The organism is Vibrio sp. Isolate23 (assembly GCF_022398095.1).
GTDB classification, from domain to species: domain Bacteria; phylum Pseudomonadota; class Gammaproteobacteria; order Enterobacterales; family Vibrionaceae; genus Vibrio; species Vibrio coralliilyticus_A.
This window is the reverse complement of the sequence record NZ_JAKEUV010000001.1, coordinates 253,994-279,947: the sequence shown is the minus strand read 5'-3', so window position 1 is coordinate 279,947 and position 25,954 is coordinate 253,994. Positions and strand designations below refer to the sequence as shown.

Here is a 25,954-nt window from a genome sequence, read left to right as displayed (position 1 = left end):
ATACCCGCAATTATTCGACACTAGTGTCCAGTCTTGTCAGGGACAGGTATTAACGCGAAAAGGTTTACTTCATTAGAGCATCGGTAATTTGGATACCATAAATGGCAACCAGACCAATAACGCCAGTCACTACAAGATAGTAGAACGTTGGGATAACGGTCTTGCGTAGCGTCGCACCTTCACGACCCAGAAGGCCGACAGTTGCCGAAGCGGCTACAACGTTGTGAATCGCAATCATGTTACCTGCTGCCGCACCGACGGCTTGAAGAGCGACGACGACTGCACTTGAAATAGACAACGTCTGAGCAACTTCAAATTGGAACTGACTAAACATCATGTTAGAGACGGTATTTGAGCCTGCGATGAATGCACCCAAAGCGCCAACTGTTGCACTGAGTGCCGGGAAGGCTTCACCCACCAAACCTGCAGCGAAGTTTGCGGTAGTCACAGGCATACTTGCTAAATCAGCACCGTTGATTCCAGAGTTGATAAAGATACGTACCATTGGGATGGTAAACACAAGTACGAAGCCCGCACCAATCAATGTTTTGCTCGATTCACCAAACGATTTCGTCAATGGGGTAGCACTGCGTGCTTGAAGAAGTACTGCAATCAAAGCGACAAACACTAAGATGCCACCAGGCAGATATAAAGGTTGGATAGCAGTACTGATACCAGCTTCACCAAGAATGTTGCCAAACGATAAACTCACACTACGCAGCATGGCTTTAAACTCAGCGCTGACGCGACTTGCTACTAGGACGACAGCAAGAAGTACGTATGGCAGCCAAGCCATAACCATGCTCATTGGCTTGTCTTTAGAATCCGCCAGATCAATCTTAAGAGAGCCTAACCATTCTGAAGGCCATTTCTTCTCGTCTTCAAAATCCCACGTTGATTTAGGGACAAGGAAACCACGCTTAGCAGCAGAAACCACGATCGCTAAGCCAACCAGACCACCGATAAGTGATGGGAATTCTGCGCCCAAGAACACACCTGTTAACGCGTACGGAATAGTAAAAGCAAGGCCTGCAAAAATGGCAAATGGAACAATGTCTAGGCCTTCTGTCCAGCTTCTGTTCTTGCCAAAGAAGCGCGTTAGCATCATCGCCATCAGCACAGGAATGAGAGTACCCACAGAAGCGTGGATAAGCACAACGCTGGACGTTATCTGTTGCAGGTATGCGTCCCAGTTTGAACCGTTAGTCACAAGCGCTTCAGTAATGTTATGTGTGTCTAGGCCTTTGTTCACGCCGACAATGATCGGGGTTCCTACGGCACCGAAAGACACGGGTGTAGACTGAATCATCATGCCCATTAAAACGGCGGCAAGAGCAGGAAAACCAATCGCGACCAGAAGAGGAGCAGCAATGGCAGCTGGGGTGCCAAAACCAGAGGCGCCTTCAATGAATGAGCCAAAACACCAAGCGATGATGATCGCCTGAACTCGACGGTCTGGCGAGATATTGGTAAATCCATTGCGGATAGTTGATATCGCACCAGTATGCTTCAGCGTGTTGAGCAGGAAAATGGCGCCGAAAACAATCCATAGAACAGAGACAGTGATGCCTAATCCTTGGAAAATAGAGGCAAGAACTCGGGTAGTAGACATATCCCAGAAGAATAGGGCAATAACAACCGTCAATCCGAAAGCGACAGGCATTGCGCGTTTAGCTGGCCAGTTGAGACCGACTAATAATATAGCCGCAACAACTATCGGCGAAAAGGCCACTAAGGCCAGTAAAGTTTCACTCATTGGTACATCCTCGTACAGGCTTTTACTTTTACAAATCAGGATTCTCCAGAATCTCTTAGATTTTATAATTGTGATATTTGTGTTAATTGGAGGTGAATTTACCCCTTTCTTTTTTATTGATATAGGGAAATAATGAAAATAATTAATTCCAAAAATGACATAATGGTATGCGTGCGGACGATATAATCTTGTTTTCTCAGGTCGTAGAACTGGGTAGTTTTAGTAAGGTGGCAGAGATAAATAACCTTACAAATTCGGTAGTTAGCAAAAGAATCGCTCGATTAGAAGAAGAAATTGGCGTTCAACTATTATATCGAACTACGCGTAAATTGACGTTAACTGAGGCTGGTAAGGCGCTGACCCACGGCGCGAAAAATGTGAAGCAAGCCGCTCAGGAAGCGATGGATGCGGTATCTGGGTTTGGTGAGAATATCAGCGGGCACATCAAAATGTCGGTTCCTTCAATCTCTGGTGACCTAATTTTGGCTGATGCAGTGGCGGAGTTTTGCAACTTACATCCAGGCTTATCGGTTGATATGTCCCTCGATAATCGCTTTGTCGACTTAGTAGAGGGCGGTTATGACTTAGTGATTCGCACGGGGTATCTTGAAGATTCCAGCCTGATTGCTCGTCATATTCTTGATTCTCAATGGGTGGTTTGTGCGTCACCTTCTTACATCGCACGCAACGGAAAACCGATCAAACCTGAAGATCTGGTTACCCATAACTGCCTGCAATACGCCTATCAAACCACAGGTGCCTCAGAGTGGGAGTTTAAGTCAAAATCGGGGAACTATATTGTGAAGGTATCTGGGTCTTTCTCGACCGACAACGCGACAGCATTAAGGAAAGCAGCGTTAGGAGGCCACGGGATTGCGTATGTGCCGCGATGCTTGGTTTATCACGATATTCGCAATGGTCAGCTGGTGGATCTGTTTCCCGAGTTGGTAGGCAAGCGGTTAGGGATTTACGCGGTGTACCCGTTTACTCGTCAGCCACCCAATAAGGTTAAGCTGCTGATTGAGCACATTCGGGCGCGCTATCTGGCCATTTCACACTATTTCTAATGATCTGATCAGACTAAGCAGCATGGCATACAAAGTTGCTGTCTTCACTCTGTCCATTGTTGAAGAGATAAAGGTAGTTACCTTCGATATAGTAGTTAATATCTATGGATATTCCCTCCAATCTATCAATGCTGTTCACAAATACATCCAAGCTTGTGGGTTTGTTGGCCCACATGATTTTGTCGTACAACATCCGTAGCCTATTGCCAGACAGAGAGTAGCGAGTCGTATAGCTGACCTCGAAAGGATGAGGTTGTTCTCCATCGATGGATATTTGACCTGAGTGATATTGGGTCATCACATCATTGGAGGTAAATAATAAAGTATGTGTCTCATCAATCGAGAGGTATTGACTGAATGAACCGCGTAAAAAATGACTTTTTTGTTCTGAACAAACCCAGCGAGTACCATTAAGCTCGCTTTCAGCTTGTTGTGTTTTGATAAGAAATGAGAATGCGATAGAGGCCATCAATACTATTGCTATAATAATGAGTTGCATTGTGTCTTCCTATTAATAGCGACACGGTTTAACGTTTCGGCTAATGAGTGTGTCGTTGCATTTAAGTGGTGATAGGTTTTGCTGTTAGTTGGATCTTGTGTAAACACAAATATTTTTGAGGCAAGCCGGCTTTCATCATATAGCGAGCGATAAACTCTTACGTAAACACTGATCTTACATTGTTTAATGTTCTCAAAGTTGCGAGTCTCTAAACTTTCTATGACTTTGTTGATATCAAAATTCTTCCCGCTCACATTACTAAAGTAGAGGCTAAGATGGCTCATTTCGAACTTGGAGTAGTTGTCTTTATTGATAAAATTCGGTTTTGGAGGTGAGTGGAATATGCCAAAGCCAGTTAGAAAAAGCGCAGTAGAAACAGTGATAAACAAAGCCAACTTGAAGGTATACGCGAACTTAAAAATCTCAAGTAAACTCATCTGAGGTAATTTCTTTTTAGTAACACTAGGTACTTCAAGCACCTCAGTGTTCACCGGATAACTGGCAGGTTCGTAAACGATAGGAGAGTTAGCGCTGGGCAAGCTCAAATAGTAGCCTATCTTACTTACAGTTTTGATCTCTACGCTTGTCGCTTTAAGTGAAATCAATACTCTTCTTAACTCTGAAATTACGTTGGTAAGTGCTTGGTCAGTAACAACACGTCCAGACCAACATTCCGCGTAAATCTTCTCCCTTTTAACCGGTGTACCATGGTTTTCAATCAGCAAGCTAAAAACGTTGAATGTGAGAGGACGTAGCTCAATAGATTGACCATTGTGATTACTGAGCGTCCGTGACGCAGTGTCCAATTGCAAATTGGATATTGTGACTATGTTCATTTCTACAACTTAAGCATTGACGCTGCGTGTTAAGCGATTCGATTCTTACTCAAAGGCGGGTTAGTTTATAAATTAAACGTATAAAATCAATGTTTGCATTTATAAAATTAATCACACAAAAATATTTGCAACAAAAACAGTTACATAGAAAATATGAGAGTTATGTCAAATTTGCAATGTGGACAGTTATGAGGAAAACCTTTGGTCGATATTTAGTTTTATGTGGTTTGCTTGCTTAAAGTAGGCGCTTCTTGTTAACACATTAAAAGAAACTATGAAAAAACTATTATTAGCAACAATCATCTTCTCTTCTTTGGCTTCTGCTCAAGATGCTTCTGCTCAGGATTTTAAACGGTTCGGCAAACTACTCGGATGATGGCTACACAGAAGATATGCAAGTATCCGCGTCTAAGTTACCGGGTAATTCATCTATGACCGCGAGTTATGATGCCGATGGGCAAACCTATAAGCTGATAGCCGGCTACATGTTTAACCGAATCATTGGTGTTGAAGCACAATACACTAACTATGCTCCTATTAAGATTAATAGCTCTAATTCCACTTTTAATCATGAGCTGGATTTATTCTCTTTCACGGTTAATGCAAATATGGGTTATACATTTGACAACGGCTTGAGACCATTCGCTACCGCTGGTATGGGCAGTATTGATTTGGGTGAGAGCGGTTCAGAAGCTGGCTCGACAGTTCGAATTGGAGCTGGTGTCGAATATTTTGTTCCTCAGTTAGCAGGGCTATCTATCCGTGCAGCGTATGAGGTTGATCACTTTATCCTAGATTTTTACGATAAAGAGTACAGCCAATCCATCGGTAGCTTTTATGCATCCGCAAGTTATAACTTCTAAACACTCAAAACAAAAAGCCGATGCATCCTTGCATCGGCTTGTGTTGGCGGCCAAACCAATGTTAATTACGCGGCTACAACCTCTTCTTCGTCGAGATCAAACGACGCTTCAATGAGTTTCTTTGTATAGTCATTTTTCGGTGAGTGGAATATTTCATCCGCCGTGCCTTCTTCCATCACTTCGCCTTTCTGCATCACTAATACGCGATCAGAAAGTGCTTTCACTACGCTCAAGTCATGACTGATGAACAGGAAGCCAATGTTGTGCTTTTTCTGAATATCTTTAAGCAAGTCGATAACGGTCAACTGTACTGAGCGATCCAGTGCAGAAGTCGGCTCATCCAGCAGAATAAAAGAAGGTTCTAGGATCAAAGCCCGTGCAATTGCGATACGTTGACGTTGGCCACCAGAGAACTCATGCGGGTAACGGTTGATTGAATGAGGATCAAGTCTTACCTCTTCTAGCGCCTTACGAGCACGCTGCATACGCTCAGAGCGGCCGATCTGAGGCTGATGTACTGTTAGACCTTCGGTAATGATATCACCGACAGTCATACGTGGGGATAGAGAACCATAAGGATCTTGAAAAACCATCTGAATGTCTTTTTTAAGCCCAAAGCGCTCTTTCTCACTCAGTGCCTTCACATCCTGACCTTTAAATTCAATGCCTCCCGTACAGGGCAGTAGCCCGATAAGTGCACGTCCTAGTGTCGACTTTCCTGAGCCAGACTCGCCGACAATACCTAAGGTCTCACCTTGCTTAAGCTCAAGAGAAATACCTTTAACCGCTTCAAAGTACTGGTTTTTCCTTTGAATGAAATGGGACTTTATCAGGAATTTAACGCGAATATCTTCTGCTTTTAGCAGAGGTGCAGCACTATCTTCTATAGGGTCTTTACTTCCCTTAGGTATCGAGTTGATGAGCATTCTTGTGTAATCATGCTGAGGATCGTTAAACAGTGCCTGACATTGCCCCTCTTCAACCACATCTCCTTTACACATGACGATGACACGATCCGCTAGGTGCTTTACAACACCAAGATCGTGAGTAATAAAGAGAATCGCCATGCCCATTTTTTCTTGGATCTCTTTAATTAGGTTAAGCACTTCTGCCTGTACAGTAACGTCGAGTGCAGTGGTTGGCTCGTCAGCAATAAGAATGTCTGGTTCGTTGATCAATGCCATCGCAATCATGATGCGCTGTAGCTGACCGCCTGAGAACTCATGAGGATACTTTGTGTAAGCTTGTTCTGGGTTTGGGAGGTGAACAAGGTTAAACAACTCTAATACTTTTTGTTTTGCTTGAGAACGAGAAACAGGGCGGTGGCACATGATGGCTTCCGCCACCTGAATACCTACGCGCATAAATGGATTAAGTGAAGTCATGGGCTCTTGGAAAATCATTCCAATGCGGTCACCACGAATAGACTGCATTCCCTTCTCCGCTTTATCAACGAGTTGTTCACCTTCGAAAATGATGCTTGATTGAGCGTGAACAATGGCATTGTTTGGTAGTAATTGCATCAAAGCGTTGGTTGAAACGGATTTTCCGCTTCCCGATTCACCTACGATGGCGAGCGTTTCTCCTGGAAACAGCTCAAAATTAACATCCTTTACCGCGTCAACAATTCCGTCATTAGTAGTAAAGCTGACGGAGAGGCTTTTTACCTCAAGAATTGGCTTCTGTGACATTTGCATTCCTTGTATTAATTTATTGAGTGAGAGCTTTCCATTGCACTGCCATAGCTCTTTAATGTCGTAAAGTGGTGATGGGCTTTCTGAACTTGCTCAAACTCCAACATCCACTGTGCATTACGCTGAGCACTACAAAATGCGCCCATATGGCGTAAAAGATCCTCACAGTTTTTATCTAGAATCTGGTGGGTGGCTTGAACCAATTCAGTAGGCTCAATCGACAGAAACTGAAGCAAAGCATAACTTTGGTTGAGCAAATCGAAGGCATTATGATACTGGCCCATTTTATTTAGGATCTCAGACTGAGAGATGGCTGCATCACGTAAGCCGGTCAACAAACAACTGAATTGGCATGGTTTGATTTGGTCATCACTGAGCGCACTTTGAATGTGCGTAGGTAAATGATGCAGAACCTGATCGTACAAGTAGTGTGCTTCTGGCCAATGACCTTGTTCTAATAACTGCTCAGCTTTGAGGTAATGTGTCCAGCACTGTTGTAGATCCATGTTCAAATACTCCACCAAAATCGTAACAATGCACATTTAAATGCAATTTATTATCTATTGCAAATGGTTATCATTTAAAAGGTGTTTGACGTCATAATTGATGGATATTTAATCAGTTGAACTCTAATAGTACCTAAGTCACTAAAATATATAAAAAACTGGCCTACACTAGGTCGTTATAGAGTGGATGAAAAATAACAATAAGGAAAGAAAGATGGCAATTCAACGGCTTGAATCGAGCCAGCTGTACCATGCTGCGGAGCTGGAAATGCTACCGAGTAAGTCTACAAAAGAGCTGGCACCCATTGACGAAATCGTCGGTCAAGAACGCGCCCAGAAGGCGGTAGAATTCGCAATGTCCATTAAGGAAAAGGGCTACAACATCTACGCCATTGGCCAGAATGGCCTTGGTAAGCGAACCATGATTTTACGTTACCTTAATCGCCACCAGCATGACGTAAAAGCACTCTATGATTGGTGTTATGTGGCAAACTTTGATGATATTAGAACACCAAAAGTACTTGCACTGCCTTGTGGTATTGGTAGCCAGCTAAAGCAAGACATTGAAAAGTTAATGTCAAAACTGGTGAATGCTATCCCATTAGCGTTTGATAATGAGCTGTATTACAGCCGTGCTGATAAACTCAAAAATCAGTTGGCCCAAAAGCAGGAAGCTGAACTGGCAGTGATCACCAAAGAAGCGAAAGCGAAAGGCATTAGTCTGACCATCACTAACCAAGGTGATTATCAGTTTGTGGCCATGAATGGTGAAGAGATGCACACCGAAGAGTCTTTTGAAGAGCTGACAAAGAAAGAGCAAGAGTATTTTGGCTCAACCATTGACGAGCTTGAAATCAAGCTAAGAGATATGGTTCGTCAGTTGACCGAGTGGGAAGAAGCATACAGTGAGAAAATCAAGAAGTTGAATGATGAGGTGACTTTAGAAGTCATCACACACTTTATCAAGCAATTGAAAAAGGATTATTCTGGTTACGCGGAAATTAAAGCGTATTTGACGGAACTCCAGAAAGACATTGTTGAAAACGCAGATATTTTTCTTGAACAAAGTGGAGAGCAAGGTGAAGTTGCCACGGCATCATTGGATAAGAAACTCCCTCGTCGCTACAAGGTTAATGTCCTTGTAAGCCGTAAAGGTGACGAATTCCCAATCGTTGTTGAAGAGAATCCCAACTACCACAGCTTGTTTGGTTACATTGAAACGGCAACGTTTAAAGGAACTGTATTTACAGATTTCTCTTTAATACGCCCTGGTAGCTTGCACAAAGCGAATGGCGGCGTGTTACTTATGGATGCTCAAAAGGTATTAGAGCAACCCTATGTCTGGGATGGGATCAAGCGAGCATTGAGAGCACGTAAGCTGAGCTTTACCTCGCTAGAAAAAGAAGTGACACTCACTGGCGCGGTTTCCTTGGATCCGGAGCCGATTCCTTTGGACGTGAAAATTATCTTATTTGGTGACTATCGCACATACCAATTACTGCAACATTATGACCCAGAATTCAGCGAGCTATTCCGTGTGACTGCAGATTTCGAAGACGAAATGAGTCGTAGCCCAGAGTCTGAGCTTCATTATGCTCGTTTTATCTCCAGTGTCGTGAATGATAACAACATGCTGCACTGTGATAAAAAAGCCATAGCTCGAATTATAGAGCACAGCTCTCGGTTATCCGGTGATCAAACTAAATTGTCACTTCACTCTGCTAACATCGCGAATCTTATTCGTGAGTCCAACTACGTAGCGCGTCAGGCTAACTCAAACATGATTCGCGCAAGCCATGTTGAAGAGGCTCTGGCTAACCAAGAACTGAGAGTTAGCCGACTCAAAGATAGTGTGATGGAAGGCTTCATTAACGGTACCACCTTACTTCAGACTGCAGGCCAAGCTATAGGGCAAGTTAACGCGCTTTCTGTGTTAAGTACCAGTGAGTATATGTTTGGCGCACCAAACCGGATTACCGCGACCACTTGCTATGGTGATGGTGAAGTCATTGATATTGAGCGAAGTGTAGATTTAGGCGGTAGCATTCACTCCAAAGGTGTCATGATCCTGACCGCCTACCTTTCATCGGTATTCGGTAAAACCGCAAAAGTTCCTCTCAAGACGACCATTACTTTTGAACAATCATACGGTGGAGTGGATGGCGACAGTGCCAGCATGGCAGAGTTCTGCGCTGTGGTATCGGCATTTTCTAAGCAGGCAAATCGACAAGACATCGCCATTACTGGCTCGATGAATCAGTTTGGGGAAGCTCAGCCTATTGGTGGGGTTAATGAGAAAATTGAAGGCTTCTTTGACGTGTGTAGCATTAAAGGACGAAGTGAGACACAAGGCGTCATCATACCAAGAGCCAACATGCACAATCTGATGTTACGTTCAGATGTTGTTAAGGCGGTAGAGCGAGGGGAGTTTCAGATCTGGGCTATTGATCATGTTACAGAAGCGATAGAACTGTTCATGGGCAAGCCTGCAGGCGAAGCCAGTGATGAGGGAAGTTACCCGATAGATACGGTTTTTGGCATAGCACAAGCCAAACTGAATGCATTAAGGAAATAAAAAGAAAGGGCTTTCATATGAAAGCCCTTTTTAATCGTTACAACTCTAGCAGTTCATTACCTGAACGCTTTGCTTCACTGAATGCAGCAATATTACCCAGCGTTGTATCTGCAATGTTGCCTAACGCTTCGTCCGTCAGGAACGCCTGATGACCAGTAAACAGTACATTGTGACACGCCGATAAACGGCGGAAAACGTCATCGACAATCACATCGTTGGATTTATCACGGAAAAACAGTTCTTTCTCGTTTTCGTATACATCTAGGCCCAGAGCACCGATTCGACCTGTTTTAAGAGATTCAATAGCCGCGGCAGCATCAAGTAATCCGCCACGGCTGGTATTGATGATCATGACGCCATCTTTCATTTGTTCAAAAGCTTTTTCATCAAGCAGATGATAGTTTTCTTCTGACATTGGACAATGGAGTGTGATGATGTCACTTTTCTGGAAAAGCGCTTCTTTTGAGCAGTAGCTTGCCCCAAGTTCAATGGCGAGTGGGTTTTCAAACGGGTCCAAGCAGAGGATATTCATACCGAGTCCCTTAAGGATGCGCATCGTAGCAATCCCTATTTTACCGGTACCAATTACACCGACGGTTTTACCGTGAAAGTTAAAGCCAACTAAGCCGTCTAAGGAGAAGTTGGCATCACGGGTACGTTGATAAGCCTTATGGAAACGGCGATTCAGGCTCATCATTAGGCCAACCGTATGTTCGGCTACCGATTCTGGAGAATAGGCTGGAACACGAACCACTTGAATGCCAAGACGTTTTGCAGTGTTGAGATCAACGCGATCAAAACCAGCGCAGCGCATCGCAATTAACTTTACGCCTTGTTCTGCAAGTGCTTCGAGCACTGGGGTGGATAAATCATCGTTTACGAAAGCACAGACTACTGCACAACCGTGCGCCATTTTGGCGGTCTTCTTAGTTAGCTGAAATTCATGGAAGTGGAGAGCAAATCCATATTGTTTATTAACTTTAGCGAAAGATGCTTCGTCGTAAGACTTAGCACTAAATACAGCGACATCTAACATGATGGGCCTCTCTCAAAATATTACGGGAGGAAATAAAACTGACTCTATTGAACCGTGATTTAAGAAAAAATTAAACCACAAATATTTTATGGCAAATGAAACACTTATATTCGTCAGGTGGTTGTAGTGACTTTTTTGTTATTAATAAAAATGTTTGCAATGTTTGGCCTATTTTCATCTCAAGGTCACTTTTTTACTGCTAAAGTGGTATTTATAAATTAAATGACTCTTAGCTTATTAATCATCGTGTTAAACGGGGGTTAGGCTAGGAGTTGATGAGGTTTTGTTCTCCGGCTAGGAAATATGGATATGATTAAACAAAGGCTTTCTGAAGTGTCCATAGCAGCACGAGCGTGGTCTATATTAGGCTTGTTTGCTATTGGTTTATTTGCGAATACTCTCCTCAACATTGCCCAGTCTCGGGAGCACATGCGTGAAAATTATGAACGTGGTGTCTCAACTTTGGTGGAATCAGCTTCCGGTGTCGTCAAACATTATTATCAACTTTATCAGGCGGGTCAGCTTTCGGAAAGTGAAGCTCAGGGTCGAGCTCTGCAAACTATCTCTTCAATGCGCTTTGATGGGGATAATTATATTTTCGTCGGTGACTCTAATGGAGTGCAACTTGCCAGCGGAGTACTCTCTTTGCTGGGTAAAAATATTCTTGGCTTAAAAGACAGTGAAGGTAAGTTTTTCGTTCAGGATCTTTATCAGGTTGCTCAAAACGGCGGCGGATTTGTTGACTACAGCTGGAAAAATCCAGACAGTGAAAAAACGGATCCGAAAACCAGTTACGCTCTGATGTTTCAACCATGGGGGTGGATGATCGGTTCTGGTATGAATATGGTTGCCTTGCAGGAAGATATGCATCGTTCTGAGGTCGCATCGGCAGGCTACGCCATCGGTATCCTCTCGATTCTTTCTATCGTAATTGGCTTTTTCATCAAAACTATCACATCTCCAATCAAACGCACGGTTCGGGCGATGAAAACTCTTTCTAAAGGGGAGGGCGATCTGACTCAGCGACTTCCTGAAGAGGGTAGTAAGGAGTTGGTGCTTCTGGCTCGTTACTTCAACCAGTTTGTCGCTTCTGTACAAGGGATTATGCTCAGTATTAGCGACTCGGGTAGCCAGGTTTCTAGTGCTGCCAATCAGCTCGCTAATTCCGTTCACCATATTGACGACAGCCTGAATCAACAACAAACCGATGTCGACATGTTAGCAACGGCTATGACCGAAATGTTAGCAACCGTAGAGGAGGTTGCGGCTCGCACAGTAGAAGCGAACGATGCCAGTCGTTTAGCCGCGCAAGAAGCCAATCATAGCCACACAATCATTGATAAAAATGTCCAAGAAGCTAACGAACTTGCCGAGCAGATACAGTCTGCCAGCCAAGTTGTCCAAAAACTGGCCTCAGATGCTCGCAACGTTGATACGGTTCTTGAAGTGATTCGAGGCGTGGCTGAGCAGACCAATCTACTGGCGCTGAATGCTGCCATTGAAGCGGCGAGGGCGGGTGAACAAGGACGTGGATTTGCTGTGGTGGCGGATGAAGTAAGAAGTTTATCTTTACGTACACATGAGTCGACCTTGGAGATCCAAAACATCGTTGAGAAACTACAGGTGGGCGCGGAGAATGTGGTTAAAGTGATGGACCAAGGTACAGCGAAAGCTACCAATGCTTCTGAGCTTTCAAGTCAAGCAGGTGAAGCGCTAAATAAGATCAATAAAGAAGTTCATACCATAGAAGAGATGAATCAACATATTGCTACGGCCGCAGAAGAGCAGACAGTAACGGTCAATGACATAAATCGCAATGTTGTGAGTCTGAGTGATATGGCCTCGACCGTTTCGAGTGAGTCTGCGCAAATGGCCAGTTCTAGTAAAGAGCTCGGGCGTGTGTCAGACGGCTTAATGGCCATGATCAATCGGTTTAAACTCGCCTAGCTTGAGGCATCAGGGTGATGTGATAGAATCGCGGCAAATTTTTCAGTGCAAAGACTTCATGCGACACCTTAAAACAGCCATTCACCCTGATATTGATCATCTTGACGATAAAATCGTTTTCCAGCGTAAAGCTGCAAGAGCGATTGTCGTCGATGGTGAAGATATCCTCCTTTTATACACTGAGCGCTATCATGACTACACCATCCCTGGTGGCGGTATTGATGATGGTGAAGACATTATCGCAGGTCTGGTGCGTGAACTTCAGGAAGAGACAGGCGCGCAAAACATTCATAACATAAAGCCATATGGTATCTATGAAGAGTTTCGTCCTTGGTACAAAGACGACGCTGATGTAATGCACATGCATTCTTATTGCTACACCTGTAAAGTCGATCGTGAGTTAGGTCAAACCGCGTACGAAGATTACGAGATAAAGAATGGTATGAAAGCGGTTTGGTTGAACATTCATCAAGCGATCGCCCACAATGAAAAAACGATCGCTGAAAGCCCGAAAAAAGGCATGAGCATTGAACGTGAGACATTCTTGTTACACATGATTGCCAAGGAAATGCTTTAAAAGATCACTAAGCCCAAAACCTGCTTGATTCAGCAGGTTTTCATTTCTCTCTATCGAATAACTTTCCCTCTGTTATTAGCATATCCTTCGTGAACTCTGCGATAGGTTTCAACTGAACGCCTATACTTATTCAAGTAATTGAATTATTAATATTAATTAATAGTATAGTGTGAAAAGAATAGCGAATTCAGCCGAGGGAACAGGGAATGACAAGAATGCGCCACGCCCTATTAGGGGCAATGATTGCGAGTTTAAGCTCAATCGGATATGCAAAAGTAATTGAGACAACCAGTTTGGTTGGGTTTGGCGAAGCTAAGTATCCACAAGACTTCACTCATTTTGATTATGTGAATCCAGAAGCGCCAAAATACGGCAAAATCACTTATGGTCAAGTCGGCACATACGACAATTTCAACCGTTTTGCTTCAAGAGGTGTTGCTGCTGCAGCGACAGCAGAGCTTTATGACACCTTGATGTTTAAACCTAGTGATGAAATCGATACTTACTACCCACTGATCGCTGAGCGAGTCAGGTATTCGGACGACTACACTTGGCTTGAATTGGATATCAATCCTAAGGCGCGATTCCACGATGGTGAGCCGATCACCGCGCATGATGTCGCATTTACATTTGATAAATTTATGACAGAAGGCGTGCCGCAGTATCGGGTGTATTACAAAGATATTAAATCTGTTACCGCCAAAAACGATATGACGGTTCGTATAGAAATGGCCACGCCGAATCGCGAAAAAATGTTCAGTTTTGCCCAATCAACCCGTGTGTTACCAGAACATTTTTGGAAGAATAAGACCTTCTCCGAACCTTTATCAACCCCGCCAGTCGGCAGTTCTGCGTATAAAATCATCGATTACAAGTCTGGTCAGAGTGTGACTTATTCGTTAGTGGATGACTATTGGGCGAAAGATCTCCCAGTGAATGTTGGGAGAAATAACTTTAAGCAAGTTCAATACGATTACTATCGGGATGATACGGTTATGCTGGAAGCTTTTAAAGCCGGAGAGTTTGACTTCCGCTTAGAAAGTTCAGCGAAGTTTTGGGCCAACTCTTATACCGGTGTGAATTTCGATAAGGGCTACATCATTAAAGAGGAAATTCCTCATCAGAAGCCTGAAAATACGCAAGCATTTGTGTTCAACATTCAAAGTGAAGTCTTCAAAGATGCTCGAGTTCGCGAGGCATTGACTTATGCGATGGATTTCGAATGGATGAACAAGAACATGTTCTATGGCCAATATACCCGTACGCGTAGTTACTTCCAGAATACTGATTATGAAGCGAAAGGTCTGCCAAGTGCAGAGGAGTTAACCGTTTTAGAGCCTTTTAAAGATCAAATTCCACCGCGAGTGTTTACCGAAGAGTATCAACCACCAGTCACGGATGGCTCAGGACGGATTCGTTCGCAAATGAGAACCGCGTTCAAACTGTTAAAAGATGCGGGGTGGGAGTTAAAGAATAAGGTCTTAACCAATACTAAAACAGGTCAGCCTTTTTCCTTTGAACTATTGATCTATAGCCCTACCGCTGAACGTATTGCGATCCCGGTACAGAAAAATATGAAGCGTCTGGGTATTGATATGAAAATACGTTCTGTTGATACCACTCAATATATCAAACGACTGCGTGACCGTGACTTTGATATGGTCTCTTCGTCGTATTCTGCAAACCCTTATCCGAGTCCGAACCTGATGATTGTCTGGAACTCTAACTACATAGATTCGACTTACAACACGGCAGGTGTTATTGACCCAGTGGTCGATAGTTTGACGATGCAGATATCGAAAAAGCAGCAAGACCCGGATGCATTACTTGCGTTAGGACGTGCACTGGATCGTGTGTTGCAGTGGAATTTTTATATTATTCCTCAATGGCACGTAAGTGAATATCGTGTGGCGATGTGGGATAAGTTTGAGCGGCAGACCACAATGCCAAAATACGATTTAGGCGTCGATACTTGGTGGATCTCCAAAGAGAAAGCCGAAAAACTTCCTGAAAAACGACGCTAGTGAGGGAATAGATGGCTGCCTATATATTTCGTCGCTTACTTTTGGTGATCCCCACACTGTGGGCGATCATCACCATCAATTTCTTTATCATCCAAATTGCACCAGGTGGCCCTGTTGAGCAGGCAATTGCACAGCTTGAAGGTCATAGCTCTGGGATCATGGAGCGCTTTGCCGGTGGCGGGAGCGAAGTCGAATTGGACGTAGGAAGTGATGCAACAGCAAGTGGTTATAAAGGTTCGCGTGGCTTAGATCCAGAAGTCGTGGAGGAAATCAAAAAGCAGTTTGGATTCGATAAGCCGATCCATGAACGCTACTTTGATATGCTCAAAAACTACGCCACTTTTAACTTTGGCGATAGTTTGTTCAAAGGTGGAAATGTGATCGACTTGATTGTTGAACGGCTACCTGTGTCAGTTTCTCTTGGCTTATGGAGTACCTTGATTATTTATTTAATCTCCATCCCATTGGGGATAATGAAAGCCATTCATCACGGTTCCAGGTTTGATATTTGGTCGAGTGCCGTGGTCATTGTCGGCTATGCGATTCCGGGCTTTTTGTTTGCCATCATCTTAATTATCTTGTTTGCCAGTGGGAATTACTTTAGCTGGTTCCCGCTAAGAGGCCTCGTCTCCAGCAATTTTGACCAGTTGGCTTGGTATGATCAAATTATTGATTACTTTTGGCATCTTACCTTGCCAATTCTGGCGATGGTGATTGGTGGTTTTGCAACGTTAAGTATGCTGACCAAAAACTCTTTCCTTGATGAAATCAATAAGCAATACGTTGTCACAGCTCGGGCCAAAGGTCTTGATGAGAGAAGCATTCTTTATAAACACGTGTTTCGTAACGCCATGCTGATCATTATTGCAGGCTTCCCTGCCGCATTTATCAGCATTTTCTTCACAGGCTCAATGCTGATTGAAGTGATGTTCTCCTTAGAAGGGATCGGCTTGCTGGGTTTTGAGTCGACAATCCAACGTGACTATCCCGTGGTGTTTAGCTCGTTATACATCATGACGCTGCTTGGCCTTATTTTGAGTATTATTTCCGATTTAACCTATACCTGGGTTGACCCAAGAATTGATTTTGAGGCGCGTTAATGCTGACAAAGAAAAGACGTAACCCGTTAAATGAAGCGCGCTGGCAGAGGTTTCGGGCCAATAAACGTGGCTATTGGTCTTTGTGGATTTTTATGGTCTTGTTTGTGATCAGCTTGTTTGCGGAACTGATCGCGAATGACAAACCGCTGCTAGTCGAATATGAAGGCACATGGTATTACCCTATCGCCACGCAGTACGCCGAGACGGAGTTTGGTGGAGAGTTTGAGACAGAAGCTGATTACACTGACCCATACGTGATTGAGTTGATTGAGGAAAAAGGCTACATCATTTGGCCTCTGATTCGGTTTAGCTACGATACCATCAATTACAACATATCAGGTTCGGTTCCTTCTGCTCCAGATCATGTTAACTGGCTCGGCACGGATGATAAAGGTCGGGACGTCTTGGCGAGAATCATTTATGGTTTTAGGATTTCTGTCTTGTTTGGTTTCGTCCTTACCATTATTTCCAGTGTTATTGGTGTGATTGTTGGGGCAACTCAAGGCTATTATGGCGGTTGGCTAGATTTGTTAGGGCAGCGGTTTATCGAGGTTTGGTCGGGGATGCCGACACTTTTTCTTCTCATTATCCTTTCCAGCTTTGTTGAACCCAATTTCTGGTGGTTACTTGGGATCATGGTACTGTTTAGTTGGATGAGCCTAGTAGGAGTTGTGAGAGCTGAGTTTTTGCGCTGTAGAAACTTTGATTACGTGAGAGCTGCCCAGGCATTGGGTGTTAATGATAGCCGCATAATGAGCCGCCATATGTTACCTAATGCCATGGTTGCTTCACTGACGATGATGCCTTTTATCTTATCTGGCTCTGTTACTACACTCACGTCACTCGACTTTCTTGGCTTTGGCCTTCCTGCTGGTTCTCCATCTTTGGGAGAATTGTTAGCGCAGGGGAAAGCTAACTTACAAGCGCCTTGGCTCGGCTTTTCTGCTTTCTTTGTCTTGTCAGTCATGTTAACTCTACTCGTTTTTGTCGGTGAAGCGGTTCGCGACGCCTTTGACCCGCACCATCAGGGAAGCTAATCATGATTAGAAAAGTATTAACTATTGATGGGTTGTCAGTCGGATTTGGCCGTGGGAAAGAGGTCGAACAAGTTACTCATCGGGTCTCTTTTTCGATTAATCAGGGGGAAACCCTAGCGTTAGTTGGCGAAAGTGGCTCTGGAAAGTCCGTTACAGCTAACTCGGTATTAAAGCTCTTACCCAAAGGCTCTTCTCACTATTTAGAAGGCAGTATTCACTTTGATGGTATAGACATTCTGAATTGTTCTGAGCGACAGCTAAGAGGCATTCGGGGTGGTAGAATCGGTATGATTTTCCAAGAGCCTATGGTATCGCTTAACCCACTGCATAAAGTCGGTAAGCAGCTGGTGGAAACGCTAGCGATTCACCGTGGTGTTCGGCAAAAGAAAGCTGAAGCTTTGGCTATTGAATGGCTGGGTAAAGTAGGAATCCGTAACCCAGATGTAAAAATTAATGCCTATCCACATGAGTTATCAGGGGGTGAGAGACAGCGTGTCATGATTGCAATGGCTCTCATCAACGAACCTGAGCTATTGATTGCTGATGAACCCACGACTGCCCTTGATGTATCAGTACAGGCACAAATTCTAGACCTCCTAAAAGAGCTGCAGCAAGAGCTAGGCATGGCCATGTTATTCATTACCCATGACTTAAGTATTGTGCGGCGTATTGCTGACCGTGTTGCTGTGATGCAAAATGGCAAGCTGGTTGAAGAGGCTGACTGCAAGTCTCTATTTTCCACTCCCCAGCACCCCTATACACAAAAGCTGATCAACTCGGATCCAAGAGGTTTACCCGTCGAAGTACCGGTTGATTCAAGTGGCCTTTTGTCTGTTGATAATCTCCGAGTTTGGTTCCCAATTACCGGCGGCCTATTTAAACGTGTGGTATCGCATATCAAAGCGGTAACCGATATGAAGTTTGACCTTAAACGTGGACACTCCATTGGTTTAGTCGGAGAAAGCGGATCTGGCAAGTCGACAACAGGAATGGCTATTTTGCGTCTTGTTCACTCTGAAGGTTCGATTTCCTACCAACAACAAGAGTTACAAGGCTTGGATCGCAAAGGAATGCTGCCGTATCGGAGTAAAATGCAGGTAGTGTTTCAGGATCCGTTTTCAGCACTTAACCCGCGAATGTCTGTGGCTCAGGTCATTGGAGAAGGACTACGTGTCCACCAAGACTATGACGATGAGACGGTCGATAGAATGATTTGTGATGTGATGGAAGAAGTGGACCTTGATCCGGAAACCCGCTTTCGCTATCCAAATGAGTTTTCAGGAGGCCAACGGCAGCGAATTGCAATTGCAAGAGCGTTGATTTTAAAGCCAGAGTTTATTTTATTGGATGAACCTACTTCCTCTCTAGATCGAACTGTCCAAGCACAGGTACTGGACTTGCTCAAATCTTTGCAGGAAAAGTATCGTTTAACTTATCTCTTTATAAGCCATGACTTGAATGTGGTTAAATCTCTGTGTCATTACACCATAGTGATGAAACAAGGAGAGATTGTTGAACAAGGAGAAACTGCGGATCTATTCCATAACCCGAAGCGGGAGTACACCAAAGAGCTGGTGGAACTATCCAGTTTTTAACCATGCTAACTAGAGGTGGCGACAAAGAGGCTGCATGCAGACAGCCTCTTTTTTAAACGGTTTTAATCGTTCTGTACAGGTTTGAAAGAGCTGACTAAGTATTTGCGTAAACGGCATTTCGACCATTTTTCTTTGCTTGATACAGAAGCTCATCGGCACGTTTAAGAGATTGCGATAGTGTACCTGAGTAAGGGTATAGTCCCCCAGAAATGGTCACCTTAGGTGCTTGAGTAAACTGGGATACATCTATGCGTATACGATTCATGGCTTGTTGTGCATCTTGCATGGAGGCTGTCCGGATCAGTATGACAAACTCTTCACCGCCAATTCGAAATGCATAGTCTGAAACGCGGATACGTGACTTGATAATAGATGCGACCCGTTTGATCACTTGGTCTCCGACATCATGGCCGTATTTGTCATTGACGGATTTAAAGTGGTCTATATCGAAAATACCCAAGTAGTAATTGCCATTAGCGAGATTTTGCCTTTCTACTTTCTGTAAATAGTGTCGGTTATACAAGCCAGAAAGTTGGTCGGTGTAAGTGATTTTGCTTAACTCTCGTCGTTCTTGCCTTAACTTGTACAAGTAGTACGAAGCACCAATACTCACGCCCAGAAGAATCATAATTAAATACAGATACTTAGGAATAAACTCATCTTTTCCTATCACTTTCATCAGGTAGTAAGGTTTATTGCCAAAAAAGCCAATATTACGATAGATGAAGTAGAGTTCATCTTGTTCGAGAATACCTTCAGAACGTTGAGTTCTGCTTAGATCCCGCCAAACGGTCGAGTATGAATCGGATAGGTATTGGTAGCGTTCAATCGACGGGTGAGAGCTTGAGTAGATAAACCCACTCTCATCTACAAGTAGGATATCTTTTCTGCTGGTGCTGTTGAACTCGCTCATATTGATGTCGACAACCAAATAGCCTATGTGTTTTGAGCCCTGATAAATAGGTGCAAACTCTGTGAGAAGACCCAAATCAGGCTGATAGAGAATTTGAAGTAAATCAGCATTGAGGCTAGAGGCGTAAAAAGGCGTGTAGGAATCGATTAAGTTTTTATATCGATAACTGTGTACTGGATTTTTGGTGACGATTTCTATTTTGTCGATCAAATCTTGATTGGTAAGCAAGTGCCTGATCACATCATCGAATGGCTCAGGGTGTTCAATGTAGTTTTGCGCAAGCTGGGTTTTACGTAGGGCTAGGTAGTTACTGACTTGTTGTTTTCGAAGCTTCAGTGTTTCATCGATGGCTTTGAGTTGGAAAGAGATATCTTGTTTTTGTGCGTCTTTAATGAAACTCAGAGGGGTATTGATCGCGAAGACAGCAATGAGCATGATGGCCAGACATTTAAGCTCAATATTGCCGTTAGAGCGGGGAGACTTACTGTAATGGAGAATCATTGCTTGTATTTAATTTGATCGAATTATTATCAAGAAAGTTGATGTTATTGAGCATTGTCACAAAAGTCTATTTCCCATGGTGAACCTTTTGTGACAAAACGTTTGTTGGCGAGGTACGTCAAACTAAGGTGTATTGACTGGCGCTAGCGAGAGAAAGTGGCTTAGAGAACCAATACCCTTGGAGGAATGAAGCACCCATATCAGTGAAACATTTTTGCATCTCAGCATTTTCTATACCTTCAACAACGATATCCACCTTGTGTGATTGGCATAATTGAGTGATAAATGTGAGGTACTTTAAAGTAGCGGGGTTGTCGAGACATCGCCAAGCCATGGTTTTGTCGACTTTAATTTGCTTAAGGGGCAAATCAAAAAAGCTGTTGAGTGAGCTATATCCTGAGCCAAAGTCATCAAGGGAAAGTAAAAAACCGTATTCGCTCAAGCGGCTTAATTGAGAGATGGCACTTTTGTTGCCATCAAGAATGATCGTTTCAGTCAACTCTAAGACAATATTTTTTGTGTCGACTCCGTGTTGGTCGGCAATCAGTTTTATTCGATCTGGAAACTGATGGTTCAACAACTGTAGAACAGACACGTTCACATTCACACGAATGTTTGTTTTGTGGGTTGCTAAGTACCTTTTAATGAATTGGCACGCTTTGGAGAAAACAAGGTAACCTAACTCCACAATCAAGCCTTTCTTTTCAGCCACTTCAATGAATTCATCGGGGTAAATTTCACCAACCGTGTTACTTTTCCAACGTACCAGCGCTTCGAAGCTGGCGACACGATTTGTCTTGGCGCAGATGATAGGTTGGAACTTAACCGTCAGAGTTTCGTTATGAATGGCGTTGGCAAGTTCCCGCTCGATATAAAAGTGTCGGTCAACTTTGCTTTTCGTCTCATCATTGTAGACACCAACGCGATTATGTCTTTTTTCACCTGCAAACTGACAGGTACGCGCAGCGATTTTAATCACTTCTTCCGCTGCGAGTCCAATGTCAAAGCGAGGAAACATCCCGATGCTAATATCTGCACCATACAGGTATCCACTGGCTTGAACCGATTGTTGGTAAGTCTTGGAAATGTTTTCTCCTAGCTGCATGAGCTCATCAGTCGAATATTGACCTCTTATCAAGACAGCAAAGTCATCGGATCGGACACGATAGATATCAACAAAGTCATCGGTAAACGAATTTAATGCCGTGATAAGGTGCGACATCACATCACGTAAAATATGGGGTCCGTAAGCGCTGAGGTACGAGCGAATATCGCCAATTTGGATATAGACCAGTGAATGTAACCCCGGTAACTGGTCAGCTAATCCATCAATATCGATGATGAGTTTCTGACCATTAGATAACCCAGATGCATTGTCTCTAAATGCAGCTTGCTGAACATAGGTTTCCATCAATTTTCGGTCTGAAATATCACGGTGGCAGCCAATCATAAAACGTGTACCGTTAATGGTTTTGGTCACCGCTGTTCCTTCAATCCAAACATATTGACCGGATTTGTTTTTGACTCGGTATTGAGTCGATAGCTTACGATCATCCTCTTGGAAGTGTGTGTCAACTTCACCTTTTAGCATGGCTTTATCCAGAGGGTGTACTAGGTTAAACCATGCATCTAGATGACATTGACCAGAGGCAATATCATATTTTTCATAAAAAGTAGGATTGTAAAAAAAGATCCGATCATCATCGGTCATATAGAAAATACCATCATTAAACACATCAAACATGTGCTTAAAATGGTTATCCATCAATTCGTCAAGTTCGGCGCCACTCAGAGAAGCGGAGCTTTGTCCTAGTAAGTTCTCATTGGCAGAGCGGCTACCTGAGATCGACGAAGCGTTCGATTGCGACGTTTTGTTCTTGATGATATGTGACATTTAATTCGACGTACCTAATCCAACACTTGGTAAGCCTTCCATAAGCTTTATTGTTTAAATTTATAAGTATCTTCCGTGTAACCTATATTTGTAACATGAAATATTTATTAAGCTCCAGCAGTCAAGCCAGTATCGGGCAGTAAATGTGAGCTTTTATTGATGTGTGTTCATATTTTAAGCTGAAATGTCGTTTTCAGAGATAGCGAATTGGAGAAATGAGAAGCGGCGCTTCTTGAATTTGGCTGTAATAATTCGTCACTTGCAAAGTCAACTTCATTTGAAAAATGAGTGGGTTTGTTAGGTGATAATGTGCCAAAAGTATTAAATGCATTGCTCTTGTAAATATTGTTCTATCAACTATTTCCATCGTTTTTGTGATCGGTAAATCCTGACGAAACTCTGATAAAACTGACGTTTTAATCAGCTTTTCCTTTCTATACCCTAACGAGCAATTTCACTCTAGTCAAAGCAGTTGAATATGTTCGGCCAAATCCAAAACATCAGCCAAGCGGGAGTCTTGATCGCAGACGACTCTCCATTGGTCGTAACTAATTTAAGAATTCTGCTTAGGGAGCTGGGCTTTAGTGACCGTTTGATCTTTACGGCTAAAGACGTGCGATTGGTCTATCAAACTTTACGAGAAATCTCGATTGACTTATTCATTTGTGATTATAGATTTGGCAAGGAGCTTAACGGCAAACAAATATACGAAGAGTGTTGCCACTATGGTTTGATTCGCTCTGAATGTGCATTCGTTATGTTGACGAGTGAAACAACAGGAAACGTTGCGCGCTCAATTTTGGAGGCGGAACCTGACGAATACATTCTTAAGCCGTACTCGATTTATGACTTCAAGAAGCGAATTCTACGCGCTTACAAGCAAAAGCAAATATTGTCTTCTTTACTGCGATCTACCAAGAAGGCGAGTTTCAAAGAGATAGAACACTCCTTTAACAAAGCTAGGGAGCAATACCCTGAATATTCAACCAGCTTTGTTCGTGCTCAAGGGGCTGTGTACCTGAGAGAGCAATACGCCGAACAAGCATTTTCACTTTTTCAGGCTTGTCAGCTAAAGTGCACCAGCCATTGGGCTATCGTTGGTTGCGCAATGGCGTTAGTCATGGAAGATAAAGAAATCAAAGCACAAGTATTGCTTCAGCAATGGATGGATGAAACAGGCAAAAAGCCATCTGCAGTGTTAGATATGCAAGCCTTATGTTGTTTGTTGCAGAAAGATCGTGAGGGAGCCCAACAAGCGCTACTTCAAGCGATTAAATTTTCAAAAGGAAGTCCATCTCGTCTTTTGGCTTACATTCACTTATGTGAAATGGAAGAAAACTATCAGAGCGTGATGAGTCACTTAGCTGTGTATCGAGATCAAATCGTCAATACACACCGTAATACAGTAGTGAATGCCACTCACGCTCTGCGGTTAAAATTGCTCACAGCAAAAGTGCAAGGACGATCTATTTCGATGTCTGCTCACCATGAGTTGTCCAATATAATGAAGGCAGACCTGTCCGATTATGATGCATTGGCGCTCACTTTAGTCGATGTACATATTGAGTTGCATGATAAGAACTATAAAATTGCTCGGATAAAGTTGGCAAATTTACTCAAGAACTACCAGAAACTAGACCTGCCTTTACTGGATTATCTTTTATTTCTACTTTACGAAACAGACAATTACTATTGGTTTGACAAAGTCACTCATCATGTTCGAAGTCATCGCTCTGGCTCGACACCATTGTTGGAAGAGGCTTCCTTGCAATTATTAATAGAAAGCCGGATTGAACGCGGTAGAAAACGTAAGTCCGATTTAGTGAGACTATTGTGTCAAGTTGACAAGTATGCAATTCAATCAGTAGATAAGGCGATATCTCTGTGCTTAGAGGTGTTTAAGTCTAGACTGCAATGTGTGGAGGTCGCCAGCAAACTGTTATCGCTCCTAAGCCGAGAAATCTCGCCAAAGGTGAGTCCTGCTGACGTGAGAAAAGCGATCTTTGACTGCGAAGCCGCTATTAGCCATACATCGAGTTTGAGAAGGAGCGAGCGTATTGAAGCGCAAAAGAAGCTCAATTTAGTTAAGCACAAATTTAATCGAGCATTAGCAGCTGTGATAATGTGAGAGTGGAGCCAATATTTGAGTTGATACTTTGTACCCCAGCAGAATTCCGTTCATACTTCGCCTTGGTAGCACATGAATGATCTACAGGCTACTATCGAAATAGGCTTTTATGATGGCTTCAATCTCGCCTTGTTCTTGAAGTTTCACTAAGTTGTGATTGAATTGTTTGACAAAATCTTGCTTGAATGGATAGTTATCCGGTTCACGATTTGTAAATCCTAAATAGCCCTGTTCAGCGCTAACCACTGTACCTAAGGTTAGCTGCCAGTCTTCTGGTAGTAATCCTTCTTGGGTCATACGTTTAATTTCCCATAAAATAGACAATCGGTCATTCATGTAACAATCGATTTTTTTGTCATGAAGATTAGTCAGATTAGGTCGGTTACCTTTGGCTTCGAGCAGAGTGATTTTCCCTGCTTTGACTGCATCCCAAAACTGTTTGCCGCCAAGGGCAAAGGCCTCATTGACACCGACTTTTAAACCAAAGTAATCACTTGGCCAACGACTTAAAGAGCGTGTTTTTACACTGTCTGAGTTGCAGAACACAACCACTTCTTCATCAAGAATCGGTTTAGAGTAGGGGGAGATATAAAGGCGTTTGTCGGAATAATAATAGGGCGGATAGAGCGCAAAACCTTGACCCACTTTGAGCATCTTTAACCCACGCTTCCACGGAATTGGGACTAGTTTAATCTCATAGCCCGGCATCTCTTCAAAAACACGACGTAAAATATCACTGTAAATGCCTTTTGCTATGCCATTTTCACTATAGCTATAGGGTGGATAAGAGTCGTCACCATACACCAGTACTTTAACTGGGGGAGAATAGGCCACTGCCTGACATGAAAATAAGAGCAGAATGAGTATCCATCTAAGCAAAGCGAGTACCTTTAAAATGCTTTTTCTATGATTAACTTTAGTTTATTTATTTAAGGATAGGCATTAGACTCTGCTTTTTTCTAACTGCGGCTGAAGTAAAACATGACGGATGACTACCAAAACGAGCAAGAGATTGAAATTGAAGCGATAGGAATTGAGGTTTCAACCCAGCCCATAGAGCTGTATAAGGTATTCAAGATCGCTAACCTTGTCGGTGGAGGCGGTGAAGCGAAACACATTATTGCAGAAGGCTATGTTGCAGTTAATGGTGAATTAGAAACTCGTAAACGCCGTAAAATGTACGATGGTGATTTCTTCGAGTTCAACCAAGAATACTATGTTGTGGTTTGCGATGCCCCAGTGACTGAACCAGAAGAGCGTTCAATCACTAAATCGGACTCAAAGCCGGAGAAGAAGCGTAAGCCACCTAAGACAAGTAAAGAAAAGAAAGACAGTGAACAGAAGAAAAAAGGTAACAAGAAAAACGAGATAGGTCGTTCAAATATCGATTTTCTATAAAGCTCACT

At 43.2% G+C, this 25,954-nt stretch carries 20 protein-coding genes; 11 read left to right on the top strand and 9 right to left on the bottom strand.

Features of this window, described 5'->3' with window-relative positions:
- Positions 1–64 precede the first annotated feature (64 nt).
- A complete protein-coding gene (locus tag L1D31_RS01190) occupies positions 65–1,756 on the bottom strand; it encodes an L-lactate permease (protein ID WP_239835277.1) in 1,692 nt (563 codons plus the stop codon).
- Between the two features lie 167 nt (positions 1,757–1,923).
- On the opposite strand from L1D31_RS01190, the gene L1D31_RS01185 reads away from it, so the two are divergent.
- The gene (locus L1D31_RS01185; protein ID WP_239835276.1) at positions 1,924–2,823 is read left to right on the top strand and encodes a LysR family transcriptional regulator; all 900 of its coding nucleotides are present in this window, start codon (positions 1,924–1,926) and stop codon (positions 2,821–2,823) included.
- Positions 2,824–2,836: 13 nt separating this feature from the next.
- Here L1D31_RS01185 and L1D31_RS01180 read toward each other — a convergent pair whose 3' ends face one another.
- Both L1D31_RS01180 and L1D31_RS01175 read right to left on the bottom strand, forming a co-directional pair.
- Complete coding sequence (locus tag L1D31_RS01180) at positions 2,837–3,322, bottom strand: hypothetical protein (protein WP_239835275.1); 486 nt, start codon at positions 3,320–3,322, stop codon at positions 2,837–2,839.
- Positions 3,304–4,158, bottom strand: coding sequence for a winged helix-turn-helix domain-containing protein (locus L1D31_RS01175; RefSeq protein WP_275666035.1), 855 nt, complete (start codon positions 4,156–4,158; stop codon positions 3,304–3,306). The genes L1D31_RS01180 and L1D31_RS01175 overlap by 19 nt, the downstream gene beginning before the upstream one ends.
- A 329-nt stretch (positions 4,159–4,487) precedes the next feature.
- Between L1D31_RS01175 and L1D31_RS01170 the strand changes: the two genes are divergently transcribed.
- Positions 4,488–5,021, top strand: a complete 534-nt coding sequence (locus L1D31_RS01170) for an outer membrane beta-barrel protein (RefSeq protein ID WP_239835273.1) — start codon at positions 4,488–4,490, stop codon at positions 5,019–5,021.
- Between the two features lie 65 nt (positions 5,022–5,086).
- On the opposite strand, the gene L1D31_RS01165 is transcribed toward L1D31_RS01170, so the two are convergent.
- Together L1D31_RS01165 and L1D31_RS01160 are read right to left on the bottom strand one after the other, a co-directional pair.
- Complete coding sequence (locus tag L1D31_RS01165; protein ID WP_239835272.1) at positions 5,087–6,712, bottom strand: ABC transporter ATP-binding protein; 1,626 nt, start codon at positions 6,710–6,712, stop codon at positions 5,087–5,089.
- Between the two features lie 14 nt (positions 6,713–6,726).
- A complete protein-coding gene (locus L1D31_RS01160; RefSeq protein WP_239835271.1) occupies positions 6,727–7,221 on the bottom strand; it encodes a hypothetical protein in 495 nt (164 codons plus the stop codon).
- Between the two features lie 214 nt (positions 7,222–7,435).
- Between L1D31_RS01160 and L1D31_RS01155 the strand changes: the two genes are divergently transcribed.
- On the top strand, positions 7,436–9,796 hold the full coding sequence (locus L1D31_RS01155; RefSeq protein WP_239835270.1) for an ATP-binding protein: 2,361 nt from the start codon (positions 7,436–7,438) through the stop codon (positions 9,794–9,796).
- 37 nt (positions 9,797–9,833) lie between these two features.
- On the opposite strand, the gene L1D31_RS01150 is transcribed toward L1D31_RS01155, so the two are convergent.
- Positions 9,834–10,832 carry a 2-hydroxyacid dehydrogenase gene (locus L1D31_RS01150; protein WP_239835269.1) on the bottom strand — a complete coding sequence of 333 codons (999 nt, stop codon included), beginning with the start codon at positions 10,830–10,832 and terminating at the stop codon, positions 9,834–9,836.
- 309 nt (positions 10,833–11,141) lie between these two features.
- Between L1D31_RS01150 and L1D31_RS01145 the strand changes: the two genes are divergently transcribed.
- The 6 genes from L1D31_RS01145 to L1D31_RS01120 all read left to right on the top strand — a co-directional run bounded on the left by L1D31_RS01145 (position 11,142) and on the right by L1D31_RS01120 (position 19,112).
- Positions 11,142–12,779, top strand: a complete 1,638-nt coding sequence (locus tag L1D31_RS01145) for a methyl-accepting chemotaxis protein (RefSeq protein ID WP_239835268.1) — start codon at positions 11,142–11,144, stop codon at positions 12,777–12,779.
- Between the two features lie 58 nt (positions 12,780–12,837).
- Entirely contained in the window at positions 12,838–13,356 is a 519-nt protein-coding gene (locus tag L1D31_RS01140; protein ID WP_239835267.1) for an NUDIX hydrolase, read from the top strand.
- Between the two features lie 206 nt (positions 13,357–13,562).
- Positions 13,563–15,380 (top strand): extracellular solute-binding protein, encoded by a 1,818-nt coding sequence (locus L1D31_RS01135; RefSeq protein WP_239835266.1) that lies wholly within the window; start codon positions 13,563–13,565, stop codon positions 15,378–15,380.
- Positions 15,381–15,391: 11 nt separating this feature from the next.
- Complete coding sequence (locus tag L1D31_RS01130) at positions 15,392–16,480, top strand: microcin C ABC transporter permease YejB (protein WP_239835265.1); 1,089 nt, start codon at positions 15,392–15,394, stop codon at positions 16,478–16,480.
- Positions 16,480–17,517: an ABC transporter permease gene (locus tag L1D31_RS01125; protein ID WP_239835264.1), complete on the top strand. Its 1,038-nt coding sequence runs from the start codon at positions 16,480–16,482 to the stop codon at positions 17,515–17,517. The genes L1D31_RS01130 and L1D31_RS01125 overlap by 1 nt, the downstream gene beginning before the upstream one ends.
- A 2-nt stretch (positions 17,518–17,519) precedes the next feature.
- A complete protein-coding gene (locus L1D31_RS01120; protein ID WP_239835263.1) occupies positions 17,520–19,112 on the top strand; it encodes an ABC transporter ATP-binding protein in 1,593 nt (530 codons plus the stop codon).
- Between the two features lie 94 nt (positions 19,113–19,206).
- On the opposite strand, the gene L1D31_RS01115 is transcribed toward L1D31_RS01120, so the two are convergent.
- Both L1D31_RS01115 and L1D31_RS01110 read right to left on the bottom strand, forming a co-directional pair.
- Complete coding sequence (locus L1D31_RS01115; RefSeq protein ID WP_239835262.1) at positions 19,207–20,526, bottom strand: diguanylate cyclase; 1,320 nt, start codon at positions 20,524–20,526, stop codon at positions 19,207–19,209.
- Between the two features lie 118 nt (positions 20,527–20,644).
- Positions 20,645–22,420, bottom strand: coding sequence for an EAL domain-containing protein (locus L1D31_RS01110; RefSeq protein WP_239835261.1), 1,776 nt, complete (start codon positions 22,418–22,420; stop codon positions 20,645–20,647).
- A 478-nt stretch (positions 22,421–22,898) separates the two neighbouring features.
- Here L1D31_RS01110 and L1D31_RS01105 point away from each other — a divergent pair, with 478 nt between their 5' ends.
- Positions 22,899–24,548: a response regulator gene (locus L1D31_RS01105; protein ID WP_239835260.1), complete on the top strand. Its 1,650-nt coding sequence runs from the start codon at positions 22,899–22,901 to the stop codon at positions 24,546–24,548.
- 81 nt (positions 24,549–24,629) lie between these two features.
- On the opposite strand, the gene L1D31_RS01100 is transcribed toward L1D31_RS01105, so the two are convergent.
- Positions 24,630–25,427, bottom strand: coding sequence for a transporter substrate-binding domain-containing protein (locus L1D31_RS01100; protein ID WP_239835259.1), 798 nt, complete (start codon positions 25,425–25,427; stop codon positions 24,630–24,632).
- A 102-nt stretch (positions 25,428–25,529) separates the two neighbouring features.
- Here L1D31_RS01100 and L1D31_RS01095 point away from each other — a divergent pair, with 102 nt between their 5' ends.
- The gene (locus L1D31_RS01095) at positions 25,530–25,946 is read left to right on the top strand and encodes an RNA-binding S4 domain-containing protein (RefSeq protein ID WP_239835258.1); all 417 of its coding nucleotides are present in this window, start codon (positions 25,530–25,532) and stop codon (positions 25,944–25,946) included.
- Positions 25,947–25,954 lie beyond the last annotated feature (8 nt).

Bases quoted from the DNA above. Each gene is read 5' to 3' on its own strand.
- L1D31_RS01190 (WP_239835277.1), bottom strand. From the start codon at position 1,756: ATGAGTGAAACTTTACTGGCCTTAGTGGCCTTTTCGCCGATAGTTGTT.
- L1D31_RS01185 (WP_239835276.1), top strand. From the start codon at position 1,924: ATGCGTGCGGACGATATAATCTTGTTTTCTCAGGTCGTAGAACTGGGT.
- L1D31_RS01180 (WP_239835275.1), bottom strand. From the start codon at position 3,322: ATGCAACTCATTATTATAGCAATAGTATTGATGGCCTCTATCGCATTC.
- L1D31_RS01175 (WP_275666035.1), bottom strand. From the start codon at position 4,158: ATGAACATAGTCACAATATCCAATTTGCAATTGGACACTGCGTCACGG.
- L1D31_RS01170 (WP_239835273.1), top strand. From the start codon at position 4,488: ATGCTTCTGCTCAGGATTTTAAACGGTTCGGCAAACTACTCGGATGAT.
- L1D31_RS01165 (WP_239835272.1), bottom strand. From the start codon at position 6,712: ATGTCACAGAAGCCAATTCTTGAGGTAAAAAGCCTCTCCGTCAGCTTT.
- L1D31_RS01160 (WP_239835271.1), bottom strand. From the start codon at position 7,221: ATGGATCTACAACAGTGCTGGACACATTACCTCAAAGCTGAGCAGTTA.
- L1D31_RS01155 (WP_239835270.1), top strand. From the start codon at position 7,436: ATGGCAATTCAACGGCTTGAATCGAGCCAGCTGTACCATGCTGCGGAG.
- L1D31_RS01150 (WP_239835269.1), bottom strand. From the start codon at position 10,832: ATGTTAGATGTCGCTGTATTTAGTGCTAAGTCTTACGACGAAGCATCT.
- L1D31_RS01145 (WP_239835268.1), top strand. From the start codon at position 11,142: ATGATTAAACAAAGGCTTTCTGAAGTGTCCATAGCAGCACGAGCGTGG.
- L1D31_RS01140 (WP_239835267.1), top strand. From the start codon at position 12,838: ATGCGACACCTTAAAACAGCCATTCACCCTGATATTGATCATCTTGAC.
- L1D31_RS01135 (WP_239835266.1), top strand. From the start codon at position 13,563: ATGACAAGAATGCGCCACGCCCTATTAGGGGCAATGATTGCGAGTTTA.
- L1D31_RS01130 (WP_239835265.1), top strand. From the start codon at position 15,392: ATGGCTGCCTATATATTTCGTCGCTTACTTTTGGTGATCCCCACACTG.
- L1D31_RS01125 (WP_239835264.1), top strand. From the start codon at position 16,480: ATGCTGACAAAGAAAAGACGTAACCCGTTAAATGAAGCGCGCTGGCAG.
- L1D31_RS01120 (WP_239835263.1), top strand. From the start codon at position 17,520: ATGATTAGAAAAGTATTAACTATTGATGGGTTGTCAGTCGGATTTGGC.
- L1D31_RS01115 (WP_239835262.1), bottom strand. From the start codon at position 20,526: ATGATTCTCCATTACAGTAAGTCTCCCCGCTCTAACGGCAATATTGAG.
- L1D31_RS01110 (WP_239835261.1), bottom strand. From the start codon at position 22,420: ATGTCACATATCATCAAGAACAAAACGTCGCAATCGAACGCTTCGTCG.
- L1D31_RS01105 (WP_239835260.1), top strand. From the start codon at position 22,899: ATGTTCGGCCAAATCCAAAACATCAGCCAAGCGGGAGTCTTGATCGCA.
- L1D31_RS01095 (WP_239835258.1), top strand. From the start codon at position 25,530: ATGACGGATGACTACCAAAACGAGCAAGAGATTGAAATTGAAGCGATA.